Origin of the sequence: Brevibacillus migulae (assembly GCF_004521915.1) — a bacterium.
GTDB classification, from domain to species: Bacteria; Bacillota; Bacilli; order Brevibacillales; family Brevibacillaceae; genus Brevibacillus_F; species Brevibacillus_F migulae.
This window is the reverse complement of record NZ_SDKD01000007.1, coordinates 138,395-157,031: the sequence shown is the minus strand read 5'-3', so window position 1 is coordinate 157,031 and position 18,637 is coordinate 138,395. Positions and strand designations below refer to the sequence as shown.

Below are 18,637 nucleotides of genomic sequence, written 5' to 3'. Positions count from 1 at the left end.
TTCGTAATGCTAACCGTTCTGCGATTGTTTCGAACGCACGGGGATCAAGGAACCGAGTAAAATCATAACCCCACAGCCTGCCAGGACCGGGTATATTCCCCATTGGGCGATCCCGGCAAAAAGCGTTAGCAAAAGCAAATCACAGACAGAGTCGGCAATGGAGAGCAGAGAAAGTGTCGTCGCTCTGCTCTGGGAAGGAATGTATTCGTTGGCCATCTGTGAATAGACCGGATAACGAATGACACGGGTCAAGCGCAATATGACAAAAGCAAAACCTGCGCTCACCAGATGTGGAGTCGTACTGGCAATCAGCAGGGCAACGCTACTGCCTACTCCGGTCCAGAGCAGCAGGTGGCGAGGCTGGAAACGCTGTGTCAGGAAACCAATCTGGTGAGACAGAAACAGCCCTGCCGCCGCTATCGCCGCATAAAATAAGCCGAGATACTCCACAGGGAGCCCGTTGTCAATCAAGAGCGGCTGCTCCATTTTCCCGAAGATGACCGTTCCTGCGATGAAGATCACCGTAAAGTGCAGGAATAGGGAGACTAGATCGGGGGTCCTGCGGATGACAGACCAGCCATTTTGGATGTGGTGAAATGGATTTTCACGGAATTTCTCAAAGGTACGTGGATTCACAATCCACAGCAGCAAGATCAATTCAACGGCTTGGCAGACAATGTTGAAACCGATCAAGAGGCTGAACTGTGAAGCCTGCAGATCCCGTGCGAGCCACGGACCAAGCAAAAACGTAAGGATCATCGGATAATAAATCGCGGTGTTGATTTTCCCCAGCACCTGGCTCATGTTTTGCTCCTGTTCATGCTCCTTCAGCGTCTCATAGATGAGCGCTTCTTCAGCGCCAGAGAAGAACGTGACCGACAATCCCCACAGGATGTTATACACATACAGCATGATCGGATCCGGAAAGAGCAGCAAGCATACTTTGTTCAAAAGGCCGATCCCTGCGCCGACCAGAAAAGATGCTTTCGGACCAAACCGATCGGCAAAAGCTCCCGTAGGCACCTCGAAAAGCAAAACAGTGGCGCACCAGGCAAGCGTTACCCAAAATACCTCTGAGGCAGACAAACCCCTTTGGAAGTAAAAGAGTGTCATGATCGGTTCCAGAAAATTGATGCTCCCAAAAAGCGACGTCCAAAATAAAATGCGAATGTTTCGCATCGATTTGCGATGAGTATTCATAGAAATCCTCCTGTATTCGCTGACACGCGACCGATACAGAAGAATGCAACGGTTTACTTATTCTGTATCGCTCCTGCATGAAAGCGGAATGGCGATAAGAATGGGGTGATAACGATGTACTGGCACTTGTACATTCCTCCTTTGAAAATTTCCATTATTATACTTCTGAGAGGGGAAGCTGTCTATGAGGTGGAAAGATTTTGCGTTGAACGAACGCCAAATCTATGCTAGGATAAAGGTGTTCAAAGTTAGAGCAACTTGTCCTGCGATGTACGTTAGGCCCTTTATATTCTTTAACCGATGATTGTTTCTAGGGAGACTGAACTCTGTGCGATATGCCATGCCCACCTCCATTTTGGACGCTTGGGACGGCAGAGTCCATGGACGTGTCACCCACCTGCTAGCGCGGGTTAAGGAAACAAGTGGCCAGACGGCAGAGCGGGGTTTTCCTAACCACGACAAACCTGGAGCGTTACGCTTCAGGTTTTTTTCTGTATCAGTATGTATATCTTAACGGATGATCAGCCTGTTAAGAAGAACGCGACAGAAGGATGTTCCTACTGTTTTTGCCCTATAAAAAAAGGCTGCCCAGAATGCAGGGCAACCTCGTACATAAACAAATTAGTTTTTCTTCAATTTTTTCATGACCTCATCGCGCAACACAGTCTTTTTCTGCGCCCATACCATTTCCTCAACATCTTCTTTTACATCGGCAAACGATGCGACCTCACGTTTTTCCACCAGGATCACATGATAGCCGTAATCGGTTTTCACTGGTTTGCCAACCTTGCCAATTTCCTGTGTGAGGGTAGCTTGCTTGAATTCCTCAATCCATTGCGTCACAGGGAGATCAGCGTACAGACCGCCATTACCCTTGCTGCCGGGGTCGAGAGAAAGCTCCTTGGCGAGGGAGGCAAACGATTCGCCATCATCCAAACGTTCGATGATCTGGTTCGCTTCTGCTTCTGTATTCACGAGAATATGGCGGACGGAGGCAATTGTAAACAGCTCTTGATGCTGCTCGTAGAAGTCCTTTAGCTCATCTTCTTTGGTCTGTTGCTTGATATATTCGAGCGGAAGCAAATCGACCTTGGCAAATTCACGAATGTCCGCATCGGTCACATTTGCTGCGGCCATGGCTTCTTTCAGCTTGCTCGGCGTACCATAATGCTTCTGGATCGCGTATTCCTTTGCAGCATTTACGTAGTTGGTAAGACCTGCATCATCCAGCTTCACGTCTTTACCGGCTGCTGCCTGCACATAGCGGGCGAGGATCAGGTCAGCGTTGGTTCTTTCACTGTATTTTTCTGCATACGAGGTCGATTGATTTCCTAACAGCAGCAAAGCGAAGGTGCGCCACTGCTTGTCCAGTTCATTTTGCATGATCGTGATGTTTTCAATGCTGCCGTATATCTTGTTTTGGTCGGTAATCGTAATCTTTTGCGCAGAAGCCAGCCAATTCACTTCATAAGACAAAGCTTCCGCAATAAAGCGAAGCGGGACAACGGTTCGTTGATTCAAAATTTTCGCAGGCACATCCAGCGTGATGGGCTGCTGATTGCGTTTCGCCGTTTTTTGTGCGATGGTCAGCTCCACCTGATTGCCCGCTTTGCTAATGGTGACCGTCTGGCTTTTCGCATTCCAGCCGACAGTAAAACCAAGTTTTTCGGCAATCGGGCGAATCGGTACAAGGGTGCGACTGTTTTGAATAACCGGTTTTTGGTCAGGGAACACGATTGGCTGATTGTTGTAAGTAACTGTAATGCCTGCTGCGGTGGCAACAGAGGAGTGGAGAAAAGTAGTCGCGGTCAGGCATAGTCCCAGAGTGAGCAGCGAGAGTCGTTTTGTAAGCATAAGAGGCAGACATTCCTTTCGACAGATCTGTATGCGTTCCATTGTACCGTAAAATGGGACAGAGTGCTTATCGTTTTGCGATGGGAATCGTAGGAAACCACAAAAAAACAGAGCGAACCGGAGAATTCTCCGACCCCACTCTGTCCTATTGGCTGGAACTGTTTCCGCGATTTTGCCCTTGACCTTGACCTTGTCCCTGACCTTGCTTTTGTTTGTTTCCTTGACCCTGATTTTGTCCCTGGCCATCTCCTTGAGAGACGACCGTGCAGGAGTTTTCAATATCTGTCGTTTGATGGGCGTCCTGGATAATTTGATACATCTGGAGGAAGGTTGCTTTCTGGCCTTCCGGTACGCCTTTGATGCGAACCGTCATCTCTTGGGGGCCTTGCTGCTGTTTTTGCTGCTGTTGCTGGCCGCCATTGGGATCCTGATCATTGCCGCTGCCGATCAGCATGCTGAAAAAATCGGAAGGAGACCCGCCGCCATCCTGCTGCTGCTGATCTTGCTGTTGATTCTGATTGTTATTGTTATTCCCTTGCTGCTGGTTCTGTCCTTGCTGCTGGTTTTGGCCTTGCTGCTGCTCTGGCTCAAACAAGATATTGAACTCATTCAAATCGGTTTGCACAATTCCGATGACATTCATGTATATCCCCCATTGTCTGGAAAGTGTCGTTATCCTGGCTGTCTGGTATGATCGAGGCTCTTGCGCAAGAGATAGCTATGATAGTAGTACTCGACTACAGACAACGCGAAAGAAGTAAGAAAAATTCCAGTCAATCGAAAAGGCTGCCCAAACACCAGGCAAGCGATCCATAGCAATGAAAATGTGAGCAGAAAATCGGCTGTCGTGGCAAACGTATTGGTAGTCTGCGGCAAGATGAGCCGGTCACCCAAGGCATAGCTGAACAGCGTGAGAACGACAGCTGCGCCTACGGCAAAAGCGAGGGAAGTGCCAGACCAGATCAAACCCGGAATGACAACAATCCCATTGCCGAGAAATTTCCAGAGAAGCTTCAAGCGAACCCGCCTCCGTCCAATGCGAAACCAAAATGGAGTACAGGTATAGTATGGACGAAGGCAACAGAGCTATGCGTTTTTTTCCTCTCCGTTTGGTTGATTTCTTTTCAGTCGCTCAACCAATTCCGGAGTAGGGGTGATATAAAGAGTCCGCTGCTGTTCATAGATCACGAAGCCCGGCTTGGCCCCGCTTGGTTTTTTTACATGTCTGACCAGCGTATAATCGACCGGCACTTGGCTGCCATTCTTAGCTTTGCTGAAGAAAGCGGCGAGGGCAGCGGCTTCCAATAACGTTTCTTCGCTGTACTCGCGACTGCGGATCACGACGTGCGAGCCGGGTATATCCTTCGTATGCAGCCAGGTCTCGTTGGGAAGTGCCAGCTTGTTGGTCAAATAGTCGTTTTGCTTGTTGTTTTTTCCGACGAGCAAAGGGATGCCTTCTGATGAATAGTATAAGTCCAGTTCGATACGTTGTTCTTTTTTCTTCTTTCCTGCCCGTTTGTTGCGGTTGCGGACATATCCTTGCTCCACCATTTCTTCGCGAATTTCTTCGGCTTCCTGCAGGCTGGCGTGATCCAGCTGGACCAGGAGACCATCCAAGTACACGATTTCCTCTTTGGCTTGCTCGATTTGCTCCGTCACGATTTGGATGCTGCTTTTCGCCTTGTTGTAGCGTTTGTAGTAGGCTTGCAGGTTTTCAGACGGAGTTTTCAGCGGATCGAGCGGGATGGTGATCATCGGGGCGGACTCATCATACCAGTTTACGGTGACGAGCTCCTTGTCCCCGCGTTTCATCTGGTGCATGTTGGCTGTGATCAATTCGCCGTAAAGTCTGTAGCGTTCTGCTTCCTTGGCATCATCGAGCGTCTGAAGCAGCTTTTCGATTTTCTTTTCATTCTTATTGCGTTCGGTCGTGACGATCCGGATCAAATCATGCACTTTTTGCTTGACCACGTCACGCATCGACTTGACTTCGTAGTAGGCTTGCAGACATTCGCTGACACTCGTATATTGCTTGGCGGGCGCATCGGTAAACTGGGTAAGCTCGATCACGGAAAAAACGGTCTTTTCCTTGTTCTCGACGATGTTCGGGAGATAGCGATGCTCGCGGATTTCCCGCATCAAGGAGGAAAAGACGGACCACAATTGATCGCGGGTCGCCAGCCCGGCACGATGGACAATTTCCTTTGCGACGAGCGGGCTGACTCCGCTGAAAGCGTCGACGATTTGCTTATCCCATTTTCCGCTGTTCCAATCAAAAGCATGGATAAAGTCCTGCTGGGTAACGTTCAGCGGATGGCGTTTATTTTGGGCGGGAGGGTTCACGTAAGTCCGACCAGGAAGAACCTGCCGATATTGACTGATAGCAGCCGACACATGCTGAATGCTATCGAGAATCATCCCCGTCTCGGGGTCCTGCAAAATGATGTTGCTGTGCCTGCCCATGATCTCCACGATGATCCGCTTGCGAGAGGTATCGCCGAGCTCATCGCGCGAGCGCACATCGATATGCATGATCCGCTCCATCTCCACTTGCTGGATGGTTTCGATCAGAGCGCCTTCGCAATGCTTGCGCAGCAGCATGCAAAACATCGGGGCTTCCTGCGGATTAACGAGTTCTTCCGTTGTCAGATGCAGCCGCGGATACGTTGGATTGGCGGATACGAGCAGCTTTGTATTTTCGCCTTGTGCACGGACATGAAGGACAATGTCCGTGGAATGGGGTTGATGTATTTTTGAAATGCGGCTGCCTACAAGCTTTTGCAGCTCATGAACAACCGCACGCATGACAATGCCGTCAAAAGACACGATTTTTCACCTCTACAATTCCATCTGCATAACTGATCATATTGTTACAGTCTACCATATAATAAGGAGATTGCCTAAGAAATCAGGGAGTCCGTCCTGCGTTGGTTGACACTGCCAATGTTTGTCTCCTATAATAAGTTAACGATTTTATGTCCTTGGAAGTGGTACGAATGATCCGGAGCATGACGGGTTACGGCAGAAGCGAGACAGCACGCGGACCCTTGCGACTTATAGTTGAAATGCGTGCGGTGAATCATCGTTATTGTGAGATAGCCGCTCGTTTGCCCAAAGCATGGGGAATGCTTGAGGATCGGGTGAAAAAGATTGTGGCACATGGCGTTCGCCGCGGGCGAGTGGAAGTTACCTTGACCATGGAACGCAGTGAAGAGCAGGCCGGCGATCTTCAGCTTGATTGGTCACTGGCTGATCAATACATACAGACTATCCGTCACATTCAATCTCGATATTCTTTGCCGGATACATTTGCGGCAAAAGATTTACTGACACTTCCGGGCATTCTCCAGTCTGCTGACAGGTTGGTTGCGGCCGTTGAAGATATGGAAGAGTGGGTGGCATCCGCCGTGCAAGCAGCGGTCGATGATCTCCTGCTGATGAAGAAGCGGGAGGGGGAAAAGCTCTCCCATGATTTGGCACAGCGACTGGCTTTACTCGAGGCTTGGACGAATCAGATTCGCGAGATGGTTCCAGAGTCGATGAAGGATTTTCGCCAGCGCTTGCAGCAGCGCGTGACGCAGGTAGTGGAGTTGACACCCTTCGAGCTAGACGAGCAACGACTGGCACAGGAGATTGTTTTATTTGCGGATCGTTCCGATATCACGGAAGAAACAACTCGTTTGATCAGTCATTGTACCCAGTTTTCTGAACAGCTCACGAATCAGGAGGCAGTGGGGCGCAAACTTGACTTTTTGCTGCAAGAGATGAACCGTGAAGCAAATACGATTGCGTCAAAAGCCAATTACTTGCCAATCCAGCGTCTGGCGGTAGAAATCAAGACAGAGTTAGAGAAGATGAGGGAGCAAGTTCAGAACATCGAGTAGAAAGAAAGGATGAACTGGGCAAAATGGCTATTAAACTGATTAACATTGGTTTCGGAAATATTGTGAATGCGAATCGCATCATATCCATTGTAAGTCCGGAATCAGCACCGATTAAACGGATTATTCAAGAAGCGCGAGATCGCAGCATGCTGGTCGATGCCACTTATGGCCGTCGCACCCGTGCCGTTATCATTACAGACAGCGATCACGTCATTCTTTCTGCGGTGCAACCGGAAACCGTGGCCCAGCGATTGGGCAACAAGGATGACGAGTCTGACGAATAGAGTAGGAGTTGAATAGGAAAGATGGATAGCGATCACGGACTCCTCTTGGTTCTATCGGGACCATCCGGCGTAGGAAAAGGCACCGTGTGCAAAGCGCTGCGCGAGCGGATGAACGAGATTGTTTACTCTGTTTCCGCCACGACGCGTCAACCGCGCGCTGGCGAAGTAGATGGCGTAAACTATTTTTTCAAGAGCAAAGAAGAGTTCCAGCAAATGATTGAACAAGACCAGCTGCTGGAATGGGCAGAATACGTAGGGAATTATTACGGAACACCGCGCCGGTTTGTGGAAGAAACATTGGCGAGCGGTCGCGATGTGATTCTGGAGATCGAAGTCCAGGGAGCACTGCAGGTGAAGGAGAAATTCCCGCAAGGCATTTTCCTCTTCCTCGCACCGCCAGATCTGACCGAGCTGCAAAATCGCATTGTCGGACGGGGAACGGAGACAGAAGAATCGATCCGCAACCGGATGGCAATGGCCAAAGCCGAAATCGAGCTGATGGACAAATACGATTACGTAGTTGTCAATGACGTCATCGACACGGCATGCGAGAAAATCAGAGCCATTATCACAGCCGAGCATCTGAAAAAGGAACGGCAAATTCATAAATTCCGCAAATGGATCAAGGAGGTATAATTCATGCTCTATCCTTCAATTGACAAGCTGGTTGATCGTGTAGGAAGCAAATATACATTGGTGACGGTGGCAGCGAAACGCGCCCGCCAACTTCGTGAAAACAGCACCATGCAGGTAGAACGACCAAGAGCCAAAAAGCATGTAGGTCACGCCTTGGAAGAACTGATTGGGGAAAAGCTGCATTACGAGAATCAAGAAAAACGAAAGTAGCAGATAGTTAGCCGTTTGCAACAACCTCGCCGCAGGTTGTTTTTTTTCGGTTGAGTAAGAGAGGGGGATTCTCGACATGCAGCCACTTTCAGGCAAAACCATTGTGCTAGGAGTATCAGGAGGGATTGCGGCTTACAAGGCAGCCGCCCTGACAAGCAAACTGACACAGGCAGGAGCTAGCGTGTATGTCATGATGACGGCGAATGCAATGCGGTTTGTCCAGCCACTCACCTTTCAGGCACTGTCACACCAGCCTGTGTATACAGACGTATTTGAAGAACCGGATCCACATGTGATTTCGCATATTGATTTGGCAGATCGGGCCGATTTGATCATTTTAGCCCCTGCTACAGCCAGCTTGATCGGCAAGCTGGCGAATGGGATCGCGGATGATATGCTGACTACGACATTGCTGGCGACCAAAGCACCAGTCATGATTGCCCCGGCAATGAATGTCAATATGTATGACCATCCAGCGGTGGTCGCGAATATGAAGAGGCTGGAATCGTACGGCTACCGTTTTATTGAACCGGGGGTTGGTCTGCTTGCGTGCGGCTGGGTTGGCAAGGGCCGGTTGGCAGAGCCAGAAGAAATCGTGGCGGTGGTGCAGGAATTTTTTGCGTCCGCTGGGCAAGAGAAAAAAGCAGCGCGCGATCTTGCGGGGAAACGGGTGCTGATTACAGCAGGTCCTACCCGCGAAAAGATAGATCCCGTCCGCTATATCTCGAACCATTCTTCCGGGAAAATGGGCTACGCGCTTGCTGAGGCAGCACGTGATCGGGGAGCTGAGGTCATTCTGGTAAGCGGTCCGACGGCCTTGCCTCGTCCGGGAGGGGTGGAGTTTGTAGCGGTGGAGTCCGTGCAGGAGATGTATGACGAGGTCGTCACACGCTATCCGACCTGTGACATTGTTATCAAGGCAGCTGCTGTCTCCGATTATCGACCGGTCAACCGTCATGAACATAAACTGAAGAAAACAGACGGCCTCCTTCAGCTGGAACTGGAGAAGGCACCGGATATCTTGCAGGCGCTTGGCCAGCAAAAAACAAGCCAATACTTGGTAGGCTTCGCTGCGGAAACGCGTGAAGTTATCAAATATGCTCGCGATAAACTGATCAGAAAGAAGGCCGATATGATTGTGGCCAACGACGTTTTGGCCGAGGGCGCGGGGATGGGGACGGATACGAACATCGTGACGCTAGTGACCGAGACAGAGGACATTGCCCTTCCGATAATGAGCAAAAGGGATGTGGCGGATCGGATTTTTGACGCGATTTTGCATCATTTGTCCCTCGGCTTGGTGGATGAAGGCAAATGATCATCGCAAAGATAATCGTGGATGTACCGGTTTCCCGGACCAATCGACCGTTTGATTATCTCGTGCCGGACTGGCTGCAGCCGATCACGGCGGTAGGCAGCAGGGTCATTGTTCCATTTGGTCCGCGAAAATTACAGGGCTATGTCATTGAAATCGGAGAAATCAAGGACGTTGAGTCATTGGGCGGTGATCCGACAAAACTGAAGGAAATCCTGCAGGTGCAGGACGATGTACCTCCCATGACGCCTGATCTGATCCGGATGGCGGAATGGATGAGCAAGCAGTATCTCTGTCCATGGGTGATGGCCTTGCAAGCCATGCTGCCTGCTGTGTTGAAGGGAAAGAGTGAAAAAATTCTGGTGCTTGCCGGGCAAATCGACCAACAGATCGTCGAGCGCTCCCCGCTCTTGAGTGAACTCCATGCGAGAGGGTCGGTTCCGTTTTCGGAGGTAGACAGCAAATATGCGGATGAAGCTTCCCTGATCCCAGGGTGGATTAAGGCAGGTTGGCTGGCCACCGAGTATCAGGTGAAGGATCGGGTAACCCATAAAATGATTTCCTATGCGACGTTGCAGGTGGACATCGCAGAGGTGGAGGAGACGATCGCCGCGATGCCGGCCCGAGCCGAGCAGATGAAGCGTGTCCTGAGGCACATGGCGATGTTTGGCGGGGAACCGATCCCGGTCAAGGAACTGCTGGAGGAAGTCGGAATCACCCGCAGTCCGTTGAAAAGCTTGGCGCAAAAAGGACTGATCCGCCTGGAAGAGATCGAAGTATACCGGGACCCGTATGCCAATCGACGGTTCAAACAAGCGGTAAAGCATCCGTTTACCGAGCAGCAACAGCGGATCTGGGAACCGATCGAGGCCTCCATCGAGAAGCAGGAGTTTGCTTCCTTTTTGCTGCATGGTGTGACAGGAAGCGGGAAAACGGAAGTATATATGGAAGCGATCGAGCGCACCTTGGCCAAAGGGAGAGAGGCCATTTTTCTCGTCCCGGAAATATCGCTTACACCGCAGATGGTGGAGCGGTTCAAAGGCCGCTTTGGCAACCGTGTGGCGGTCCTACACAGCGCACTGTCCCAAGGGGAACGCTATGACGAGTGGCGCAAAATATTGCATCAGCAGGTGCAAGTCGTCGTTGGTGCCCGTTCCGCTGTATTTGCGCCGTTTCACAAGCTGGGCTTGATCGTAATCGATGAAGAGCATGAAGGCTCGTATAAGCAGGAGGAAACACCTCGTTACCATGCGCGGGATGTTGCGCTTTGGCGGGCGAGGGATACGGGCAGTGTCTTGATCATGGGAAGTGCGACACCTGCTTTGGAGACGTATGCACTGGCAATGAGAGGCCGCTATCAGCTGTTGACGATGAGCGAGCGCGTTGGGAATCGACCGCTTCCGCAGGTTCATGTGGTGGATATGCGCGAGGAGCTGCGGACGGAAAATCGCTCGATGTTCAGCCGTACGCTGTTTTCGATGATGGAGGATCGTTTGCGCAAGCAGGAGCAGATGGTCATTTTCCTGAACAGACGCGGCTTTTCCACCTTTGTGATGTGCCGTTCCTGCGGCTATACGCTCCGCTGTCCTCATTGCGATATTTCTTTGACCTACCATAAAACCAACCACACCGCTCGCTGCCATTATTGCGGTTATACGCTCCGACAGCCCGATCGCTGTCCAGAGTGCCAAAGCGAGCATATTCGCTTTTTTGGGACTGGGACACAGAAAGTGGAGGAAGAGTTGGCCCGCCTGTTTCCGGGGATTCGGGTCATACGGATGGATGTCGATACCACCTCGCGAAAAGGCGCCCACGAGGAGCTGCTTGGACGTTTCCGGGCGGGACAAGGGGATGTGCTGCTGGGCACGCAAATGATTGCAAAAGGACTGGACTTCCCGCGGGTGACGCTGGTAGGTGTCATCGCGGCGGATACATCCCTTTGGCTGCCGGATTTTCGCGCAGCGGAAAAAACGTTCCAACTGCTCACACAGGTTGGCGGCAGGGCCGGGCGACACGAGCTGCCTGGCGATGTGGTGATCCAGACGTATACGCCGGAGCATTACAGCATCCGCTATGCGATGAAGCACGACTATCCTGCTTTTTATCAGGAGGAAATGCTGCATCGCCGGCAAACCGGCTATCCGCCCTACTACCGGCTGGTGCTGATCACGTTTTCCCATGAGGATGTGCCTGTCGTGATCCGGGCGGCTGAGCAGGTGTCCGAATACTTGCGGCCTCGCTTGACTGAAACGACGATTGTGCTGGGGCCTGTCGCTTCGCCGATCGCCAAGGTGAAGGATAGATTTCGTTTTCAGATCATGTTAAAATACCGTGACGAACCAGAATTGGCAGATCTTTTAGGGCGCATGTCCGCTAATGTCGATCCATGGATGAAGCAGCATCAGGTGAGCATGACCATCGATATGGATCCACAGATTCTGTTATAAGGCTTCGCATACAAGGGAGGACAACATAAATGGCAATTCGTTCAATTGTAAAACATCCAGACCCAGTTTTACGTGAAAAAGCAATTACGGTGACGAAATTCAACGCAAATTTGCATAAACTCCTCGATGACATGGCAGATACCATGTATGACGCAGACGGGGTAGGATTGGCTGCCCCACAAGTAGGCATTTCCAAGCGCGTGATCGTGATGGATTGCGGAGACGGTCTGATCGAGATGGTGAATCCGGAAATTATCGCGCATGAAGGGGAACAATTCGATTATCCGGAAGGCTGCCTGAGCATTCCAGGGCTGCGCGGAGACGTTCGCCGCCATAAATGGGTGAAGCTGCGCGCACAAGACCGTGACGGAAATGTATTTGAAATGGAAGCGGATGACCTGCTGTCCCGCTGCGCTCAGCACGAAATCGATCATTTGAACGGGGTATTGTTCATCGATATCGCTGATCGCGTCTATCAAGTCAAGCCAGGCGAGGAGGAATAATCAGATGAAAGACGCCCGCATCCTGTTCATGGGCACACCCGATTTCGCTGTTGCCAGCCTGGAAGCTTTGGTTGCGGGCGGCTACAACGTCATCGCGGTAGTGACCCAGCCAGACCGTCCTGTTGGCCGGAAGCAAGTATTGACCGCACCGCCTGTGAAAGAAGCAGCGTTGCGGCATGGACTGCCCGTTTATCAGCCGGAGAAGATCAAGGCACCAGAAGCGTTGGACGAGGTCCTTGCCCTTCAGCCGGAATTGATCGTTACAGCAGCTTATGGACAGATCCTGCCAAAACGGTTGCTGGATGCACCAAAATTTGGCTGTATCAATGTACATGCCTCTCTCTTGCCGAAATACCGGGGAGGAGCACCCATACATAAAAGCATTGTCGATGGGGAAAAAGAGACAGGCGTGACCATCATGTATATGGTGGAAGCCTTGGATGCGGGAGATATGCTTTCCAAGGTTGTCGTGCCGATCGAGCATAAGGACACCGTGGGAACCATGCACGACAAGCTCGCCGCAGCGGGTTCCAAGCTGTTGATGGACACGCTTCCCGAGCTTTTGGCAGGGAATATTACGGCTATCCCGCAAAATCACGAAGAGGCGACCTTTGCACCAAATATCAAGCGGGAAGACGAACGCATTGATTGGAGCAAGTCAGCTGTGCAGATCTATAACCAAGTGCGCGGACTCAACCCATGGCCCGTCGCTTTCACGACTTTTGAAGGCAAGGTCTGGAAGCTGTGGTGGACAGAGCTGATTTCCACGGACGGTGTTCAGGGAGAACCTGGCACCATTATCGCCCGCGAAGCTGATGGTATCATCGTGGCATGCGGTACAGGAACAGTGAAAATCACGGAATTGCAGCCAGAAGGGAAAAAGCGCATGAGCATGCGTGATTTCCTGCAAGGTGCTGGCGCGACCATTCAAATCGGAACAAAGGTAGGGGTCGTATAACGTGGCAATCGCAAAGAAAGCAGGGGCGAGAGAGGTTGCACTGGAGATTTTGACTCGGGTGGAGGAACGGAAATCCTACAGCAATCTGGAGCTAAAGCACGTCTTAGACAATACTGCGCTCTCAGCACCTGATATCGGGCTGGTGACCGAGCTCGTCTACGGAACGATCCAACGACGCAATACGCTGGAGCATGTCCTCAATCAGTTTCTCAAGGGAAATAAAAAAATGCAAAATTGGGTGCGCGAGCTGCTCCTGCTCAGCTTGTACCAAATCCGTTACCTCGATCGGGTACCGGAGCGGGCGGCTGTGCATGAGGCGGTGGAGATCGCGAAGCGCAAAGGACATCAGGGGATCGCTTCCTTGGTGAACGGAGTCCTGCGCAATGTGCTCCGACAGCCGGATATCTGGGATCGCCTGCCGAATCAGCCGATCGCAGCTCTTGCCTTGCAGGGATCGCACCCGGAGTGGCTGGTCAAAAGATGGCTCAAGCAATATGGCGAAGCGGAGACGAAATTGATTTGCCACAGCAACAATTTGCCGCCGCATCCGTCTGTAAGGGTAAATACCCTGAAGACTTCCCGCGACGAGCTGCTTTCCCAGATGGCTCACGGACAGCTGGAAGGAAAAGCCTCCTCGCTAAGTCCCTTTGGGATTACCTTCGACGGGGGCAACGCTGCAAATACCCGCTGGTTTCAGGAAGGCTATTGCACGATCCAAGACGAAAGTTCCATGCTCGTGGCTCCGGCGCTTGGCGCCAAACCGGGCGACCGTGTGCTTGATGCCTGTGCCGCTCCGGGAGGAAAAACGACGCATATCGCCGAGCTGATGGGCAATGAAGGTGAGATCATCGCCTGCGACGTCCATCCGCACAAGGAACAATTGATTCGTCAAACCGCCAATCGGCTTGGCATCACGATCATCAAGACCGTCGTCAGCGATGCGTTGACTCTGCCAGATAAAGAATTAGGCACGTTTGACCGCATCTTGCTGGATGCGCCTTGTACCGGCTTCGGTGTCATTCGTCGCAAGCCTGATTTGAAATGGAATAAGAGCGAAAAAGATATCCGGGACATTTCTACGATCCAGTATAAGCTGCTGGAACGCGTTTCCTCGATGCTTGCTCCCGGTGGCGTGATGGTTTACAGCACGTGTACGATGGAACCGGAGGAAAATCAGCTGCTCGTCGAGAAATTTGTAGCGGAGCATCCTTCCTTCGAGTTGGATCGTACCTTGGCCGAAGATCTGCCGGCAGCGGTAACAGCCAAGCTGGATTCATCGCAAGGATATATCCAGATTCTGCCGCATCATTTTCAAAGTGATGGATTTTTTATTGCCCGTTTGAAGCGAAACATGTAGAAGCAGGGGTGGAAGCTAGATCCACTCCTTTCCGCTTGTTTGGGAAGACTACCTGAAATTTCACTTTTGTTTGGCAACCGGCAAATCCGTTCACACTAGAGAAAGAGCACGGCTTTGATTGCCGCTGCTCCTTGCAATCGGTACAATGAAGACAAACTCGGATAAAGGTGAAACTTACTATGCCCATGATATCTCTTACCGGAAATAAACCGCTTTTGTACAGCATGACTCTGGATGAATTGAAAGAGTGGCTCACCGGCATCGGGGAAAAGGCTTTTCGCGCGCAGCAGATTTTTGACTGGCTGTATGTAAAACGAGTCGCTTCCTTTGATGAAATGAGCAATCTCTCCAAGGGGCTGCGGGAAAAGCTGGCTGAAGCATTCCGTATTGACCCCATGGCGGAAATCACCCGTCAGGAATCAACGGATGGCACCATCAAAATTTTATTTCAGTTGATTGATGGGCACGCCATCGAGACGGTCATCATGCGCCATAACTATGGAAACAGCATCTGTGTGACGACCCAGGTCGGCTGCCGGATTGGCTGCACGTTTTGCGCCTCTACGCTCGGCGGATTGAAACGCAATCTGGAAGCGGGCGAGATCGTCTCTCAAGTGCTGATGGCACAGCGCGTACTTGATGAAGATAATCAACGCGCCAGCCACGTCGTGGTCATGGGGATCGGGGAGCCGTTTGAGAACTTTGACAACCTCCTCGCATTCTTGCGCATCATCAATGATAATCGCGGCCTGAACATCGGGGCACGACACATCACGGTATCAACCAGCGGGATCATCCCGAAAATTTATGAGTTTGCGGAGCAAGGCGGGCAAGTGAACCTGGCGATTTCTTTGCATGCGCCAAACACTGAGCTGCGCAGCAAGCTGATGCCGATCAACCGCGGATTCCCGCTTGAGAAGCTGATGGAAGCGTGCCGCTACTATGTGGCCAAGACAGGGCGCCGGATCAGCTTTGAATACGGCCTGTTTGGCGGGCAAAATGACCAGCCTGAGCATGCGGAAGAGCTGGCAAAGCTGATTGGCGACATGCTGTGCCACGTCAACCTGATTCCGGTGAACTACGTACCGGAGCGCGATTATGTACGGACGCCGCGGAATGAGATCTTCCAGTTTAAAAATATCTTGGAGGAAAAAGGCATCAATGTGACGATTCGTCGTGAGCATGGCAGTGATATTGCCGCTGCCTGCGGTCAATTGCGTGCTCAATACGCAAAAGAAACCACGGGGTGATTGGATGGAAATCGCGATGAACTCGCACGTCGGCTGTGTCCGGCAAATCAATGAGGATTATTATGCCTGTGTGGTCACGCTGCATGGCAAGGTGCTGGCTATTGTGGCGGACGGCATGGGAGGGCATCGGGCTGGTGATGTAGCCAGCCGGATGGCCGTGGAGCGGATCGTTCGGGAGCTGCGCGATTTGGAGGCAGACCTCGATCCTACGGATGAACGAGAAAAACTGATGGATGCGATCCTCCATGCCAACGAGGAAGTATACACATATGCGGAAGAACACCCGGAATGCAGCGGGATGGGTACGACGGTCGTCGCCACGCTTTTGGGACCAGAGGGAGGAGTCACCGCTCATATCGGTGACTCCCGAATCTATTTGCTCAATGGAACGAGCGATCTGATCCAGCATACCGAGGACCATACGCTAGTCCAGGAATTGATCAAGAGCGGCCAAATTTCTGCGGAAGAAGCGGCCGTCCACCCGCAGCGAAATGTGGTCATGCGTGCATTGGGGACAGAAAAGGATGTGCGCATCGATCTGGGCAGCTTTACCTGGTCTCAAGGGGATGTGATTCTGCTCTGCAGTGACGGCCTTACCAATAAGGTAACAAGCGCCGCGATCCGCAAAGAGCTTGAAGCGCCGGTTACCTTGCAGGAGCAGGTAGATGCGCTGGTTCAGCAAGCCATCGACGCAGGGGGCACAGACAATATAACCTTGGTTGCCGTGCGAAATACAAGCATGGTAGTAAACGAAGGCAGAGGGGGGTGAGGTAGATGGTAGGTCAGCGTTTAGGCGGACGTTATCAGCTGGAAGAACGCGTCGGCGGAGGCGGTATGGCTATCGTATACAAGGCAAAGGATTTGCTCTTGCACCGTCCGGTTGCCGTAAAAGTACTCCGGCCGCAATTCGGAATCGATGAAGATTTTATCAATCGGTTTCGTCGCGAAGCGCAAGCTGTTGCCAGTCTGTCTCATCCCAATGTAGTCAGTGTGTATGACGTTGGACAGGATGAGGATACCCACTATATCGTGATGGAATACATAGAAGGCCAGACACTGAAGGATTTGATCAACCAGCACGGTGCACTGCCGATCGAGGAAGCCATACGTATCGCTGTCCAAGTATGCGACGCGTTGGAGCATGCCCATCAAAACAAAATTATTCATCGCGATATCAAGCCTCATAACATCTTGATCGGCAACAACGGCAGAGTCAAGGTAACCGATTTTGGTATCGCACGTGCGGCCACCTCCGCGACGATCACGCATACCAATTCCGTCCTCGGCTCGGTCCATTACTTTTCGCCTGAGCAGGCGCGAGGCGGGTTCACCGCGGAGAAATCGGATATTTATTCATTGGGAATCGTCTTGTACGAAATGGTGACAGGACAGCTGCCTTTCTCCGGAGATTCGCCGATTACGGTGGCGCTGAAGCATTTGCAGGATCCGCTGACAGATCCGCGAGAGATCAATCCGCGCATCCCGCAAAGCGTGGAAAACATCATCCTGAAAGCTTTGGTCAAGGATCCGTTTTTGCGGTACGGCTCAGCCCTGGAGATGCTGACCGATCTGGAAACGTGCCTGTCACCGGAGCGGCAGAATGAACAGAAGATCGAGTTTCCTGTGGATGAAGAGCAGACACGGGTCTATCCGCGAATCACGGAGGATATGCTCGGGCAGGCTCAGTCTGATCGGGAGCATTATCGAAAAGGTCCGCAAACGGAGGAAGATGAAAACGGGAAAAAGCGCTGGTGGGTGCGGGCGATTGTTTGGACGGCTGCGCTCGGGTTGTTCGTGATTCTTGCGCTTTTTGGCTTTAATCTCGTCCAGCAGCTTTTTGAGGTTCCGGAGATTGATGTTCCACATGTCGTTGGGACACCGGTTCAAATTGCGGAGGCAAAGATTAAGGAAGCTCATTTGGTGCCCGAAAGGCAGGAGCAATTCAGCAATACAATCGAGGCGGGTTCGGTCATCAGTCAAGACCCTGCGCCACCGATGCGGCTGAAGGAAAATGCGAAAGTGCTGCTTGTGGTGAGTAAAGGGAAGAAACTGGAGGAAATGCCGAACCTGATGAGCCAATCGCGCTCGCTTGCCGAGCAGCAGCTGAAGCTTAAAGGGTTTACCGTTACGGAAAACACCTTTGAGGAAAAAGAGGACGAAACGGCTCCTCCAGGTGTGGTGATTGAACAGGTCCCGGCTGCGGGTGAAAAGATTGTGCCAAGCGAAACTACGGTCAAACTGACGATCAGCAAAGGCAAGAAATTTGTGGAATTGCCTGATCTGAAGGGGTTGACTGAGGAAGAAGCCAAGGTGAGGCTGTTCCAGCTGGGCTTGAAAGTGGGCGAAATCACTCAGGTGCCTACCTATCTCACGGAGGAAAGCGGCATTGTCGTCTCTACGCTTCCGTTTACGCCGAATATGAAGGTCGAGGCAGGCAGGGACGTTCCCCTTCAGGTCAGCAATGGCAGCTACCCGAGCGATGCCAAAATCGGGATGGAACCCGTTTTGGTTGAGTATGACGGGGACAGGGAGAAACGTGTCCGCATTTTGGTGACAGATGCACGAGGGGATAAACAGCAGGTTGTCAATGAACAAATCAGTTCGAGTATGGAATACCAGGTGCCGATCATTCTCTCGCCGGAAAAGCGCACTGCGACCATTGAAGTGTACATGGGCGATGAGAAGGTTCCTGTCCAAACCCGTACGATTAGTTATGATGATATACCTTAAACGATGGAG

At 51.6% G+C, this 18,637-nt stretch carries 17 protein-coding genes and 1 other RNA gene; 13 read left to right on the top strand and 5 right to left on the bottom strand.

Annotated elements, in window-relative coordinates:
- Positions 1–9: 9 nt before the first annotated feature.
- Positions 10–1,200 carry an MFS transporter gene (locus EIZ37_RS10355; protein WP_134684519.1) on the bottom strand — a complete coding sequence of 397 codons (1,191 nt, stop codon included), beginning with the start codon at positions 1,198–1,200 and terminating at the stop codon, positions 10–12.
- Between the two features lie 257 nt (positions 1,201–1,457).
- Here EIZ37_RS10355 and ssrS point away from each other — a divergent pair.
- Positions 1,458–1,649: non-coding RNA, 6S RNA (gene ssrS, locus EIZ37_RS10350), on the top strand.
- A gap of 172 nt (positions 1,650–1,821) precedes the next feature.
- Here the strand turns inward: ssrS and EIZ37_RS10345 are convergent.
- From EIZ37_RS10345 to EIZ37_RS10330, 4 genes are all read right to left on the bottom strand, one after another.
- Entirely contained in the window at positions 1,822–3,054 is a 1,233-nt protein-coding gene (locus EIZ37_RS10345) for a stalk domain-containing protein (RefSeq protein WP_205683817.1), read from the bottom strand.
- 145 nt (positions 3,055–3,199) lie between these two features.
- The gene (locus tag EIZ37_RS10340) at positions 3,200–3,697 is read right to left on the bottom strand and encodes a hypothetical protein (protein ID WP_134684517.1); all 498 of its coding nucleotides are present in this window, start codon (positions 3,695–3,697) and stop codon (positions 3,200–3,202) included.
- A gap of 29 nt (positions 3,698–3,726) precedes the next feature.
- Positions 3,727–4,071, bottom strand: a complete 345-nt coding sequence (locus tag EIZ37_RS10335) for a DUF2512 family protein (RefSeq protein WP_134684516.1) — start codon at positions 4,069–4,071, stop codon at positions 3,727–3,729.
- Positions 4,072–4,140: 69 nt separating this feature from the next.
- Positions 4,141–5,880 carry an Rqc2 family fibronectin-binding protein gene (locus tag EIZ37_RS10330; RefSeq protein WP_134684515.1) on the bottom strand — a complete coding sequence of 580 codons (1,740 nt, stop codon included), beginning with the start codon at positions 5,878–5,880 and terminating at the stop codon, positions 4,141–4,143.
- A gap of 170 nt (positions 5,881–6,050) precedes the next feature.
- On the opposite strand from EIZ37_RS10330, the gene EIZ37_RS10325 reads away from it, so the two are divergent.
- The 12 genes from EIZ37_RS10325 to pknB all read left to right on the top strand — a co-directional run bounded on the left by EIZ37_RS10325 (position 6,051) and on the right by pknB (position 18,628).
- Positions 6,051–6,938, top strand: a complete 888-nt coding sequence (locus tag EIZ37_RS10325) for a YicC/YloC family endoribonuclease (protein WP_134684514.1) — start codon at positions 6,051–6,053, stop codon at positions 6,936–6,938.
- Positions 6,939–6,961: 23 nt separating this feature from the next.
- A complete protein-coding gene (remA, locus tag EIZ37_RS10320) occupies positions 6,962–7,222 on the top strand; it encodes an extracellular matrix/biofilm regulator RemA (RefSeq protein WP_134684513.1) in 261 nt (86 codons plus the stop codon).
- Between the two features lie 21 nt (positions 7,223–7,243).
- Positions 7,244–7,858 (top strand): guanylate kinase, encoded by a 615-nt coding sequence (gene gmk, locus EIZ37_RS10315; RefSeq protein WP_134684512.1) that lies wholly within the window; start codon positions 7,244–7,246, stop codon positions 7,856–7,858.
- 3 nt (positions 7,859–7,861) lie between these two features.
- The gene (gene rpoZ / locus EIZ37_RS10310) at positions 7,862–8,068 is read left to right on the top strand and encodes a DNA-directed RNA polymerase subunit omega (RefSeq protein WP_134684511.1); all 207 of its coding nucleotides are present in this window, start codon (positions 7,862–7,864) and stop codon (positions 8,066–8,068) included.
- Between the two features lie 76 nt (positions 8,069–8,144).
- Complete coding sequence (gene coaBC / locus EIZ37_RS10305; protein ID WP_134684510.1) at positions 8,145–9,386, top strand: bifunctional phosphopantothenoylcysteine decarboxylase/phosphopantothenate--cysteine ligase CoaBC; 1,242 nt, start codon at positions 8,145–8,147, stop codon at positions 9,384–9,386.
- A complete protein-coding gene (gene priA / locus EIZ37_RS10300) occupies positions 9,386–11,830 on the top strand; it encodes a primosomal protein N' (RefSeq protein WP_134684602.1) in 2,445 nt (814 codons plus the stop codon). The genes coaBC and priA overlap by 1 nt, the downstream gene beginning before the upstream one ends.
- A gap of 29 nt (positions 11,831–11,859) precedes the next feature.
- Entirely contained in the window at positions 11,860–12,333 is a 474-nt protein-coding gene (gene def / locus EIZ37_RS10295) for a peptide deformylase (RefSeq protein WP_134684509.1), read from the top strand.
- A 4-nt stretch (positions 12,334–12,337) separates the two neighbouring features.
- Positions 12,338–13,291 carry a methionyl-tRNA formyltransferase gene (fmt, locus tag EIZ37_RS10290; RefSeq protein WP_134684508.1) on the top strand — a complete coding sequence of 318 codons (954 nt, stop codon included), beginning with the start codon at positions 12,338–12,340 and terminating at the stop codon, positions 13,289–13,291.
- 1 nt (position 13,292) lies between these two features.
- Complete coding sequence (gene rsmB, locus EIZ37_RS10285; RefSeq protein ID WP_407921132.1) at positions 13,293–14,648, top strand: 16S rRNA (cytosine(967)-C(5))-methyltransferase RsmB; 1,356 nt, start codon at positions 13,293–13,295, stop codon at positions 14,646–14,648.
- 179 nt (positions 14,649–14,827) lie between these two features.
- A complete protein-coding gene (gene rlmN / locus EIZ37_RS10280; RefSeq protein WP_134684507.1) occupies positions 14,828–15,898 on the top strand; it encodes a 23S rRNA (adenine(2503)-C(2))-methyltransferase RlmN in 1,071 nt (356 codons plus the stop codon).
- 4 nt (positions 15,899–15,902) lie between these two features.
- A complete protein-coding gene (locus EIZ37_RS10275; protein ID WP_134684600.1) occupies positions 15,903–16,667 on the top strand; it encodes a Stp1/IreP family PP2C-type Ser/Thr phosphatase in 765 nt (254 codons plus the stop codon).
- Positions 16,668–16,672: 5 nt separating this feature from the next.
- Positions 16,673–18,628, top strand: a complete 1,956-nt coding sequence (pknB, locus tag EIZ37_RS10270) for a Stk1 family PASTA domain-containing Ser/Thr kinase (protein WP_134684506.1) — start codon at positions 16,673–16,675, stop codon at positions 18,626–18,628.
- The last annotated feature ends 9 nt before the right edge of the window (positions 18,629–18,637 follow it).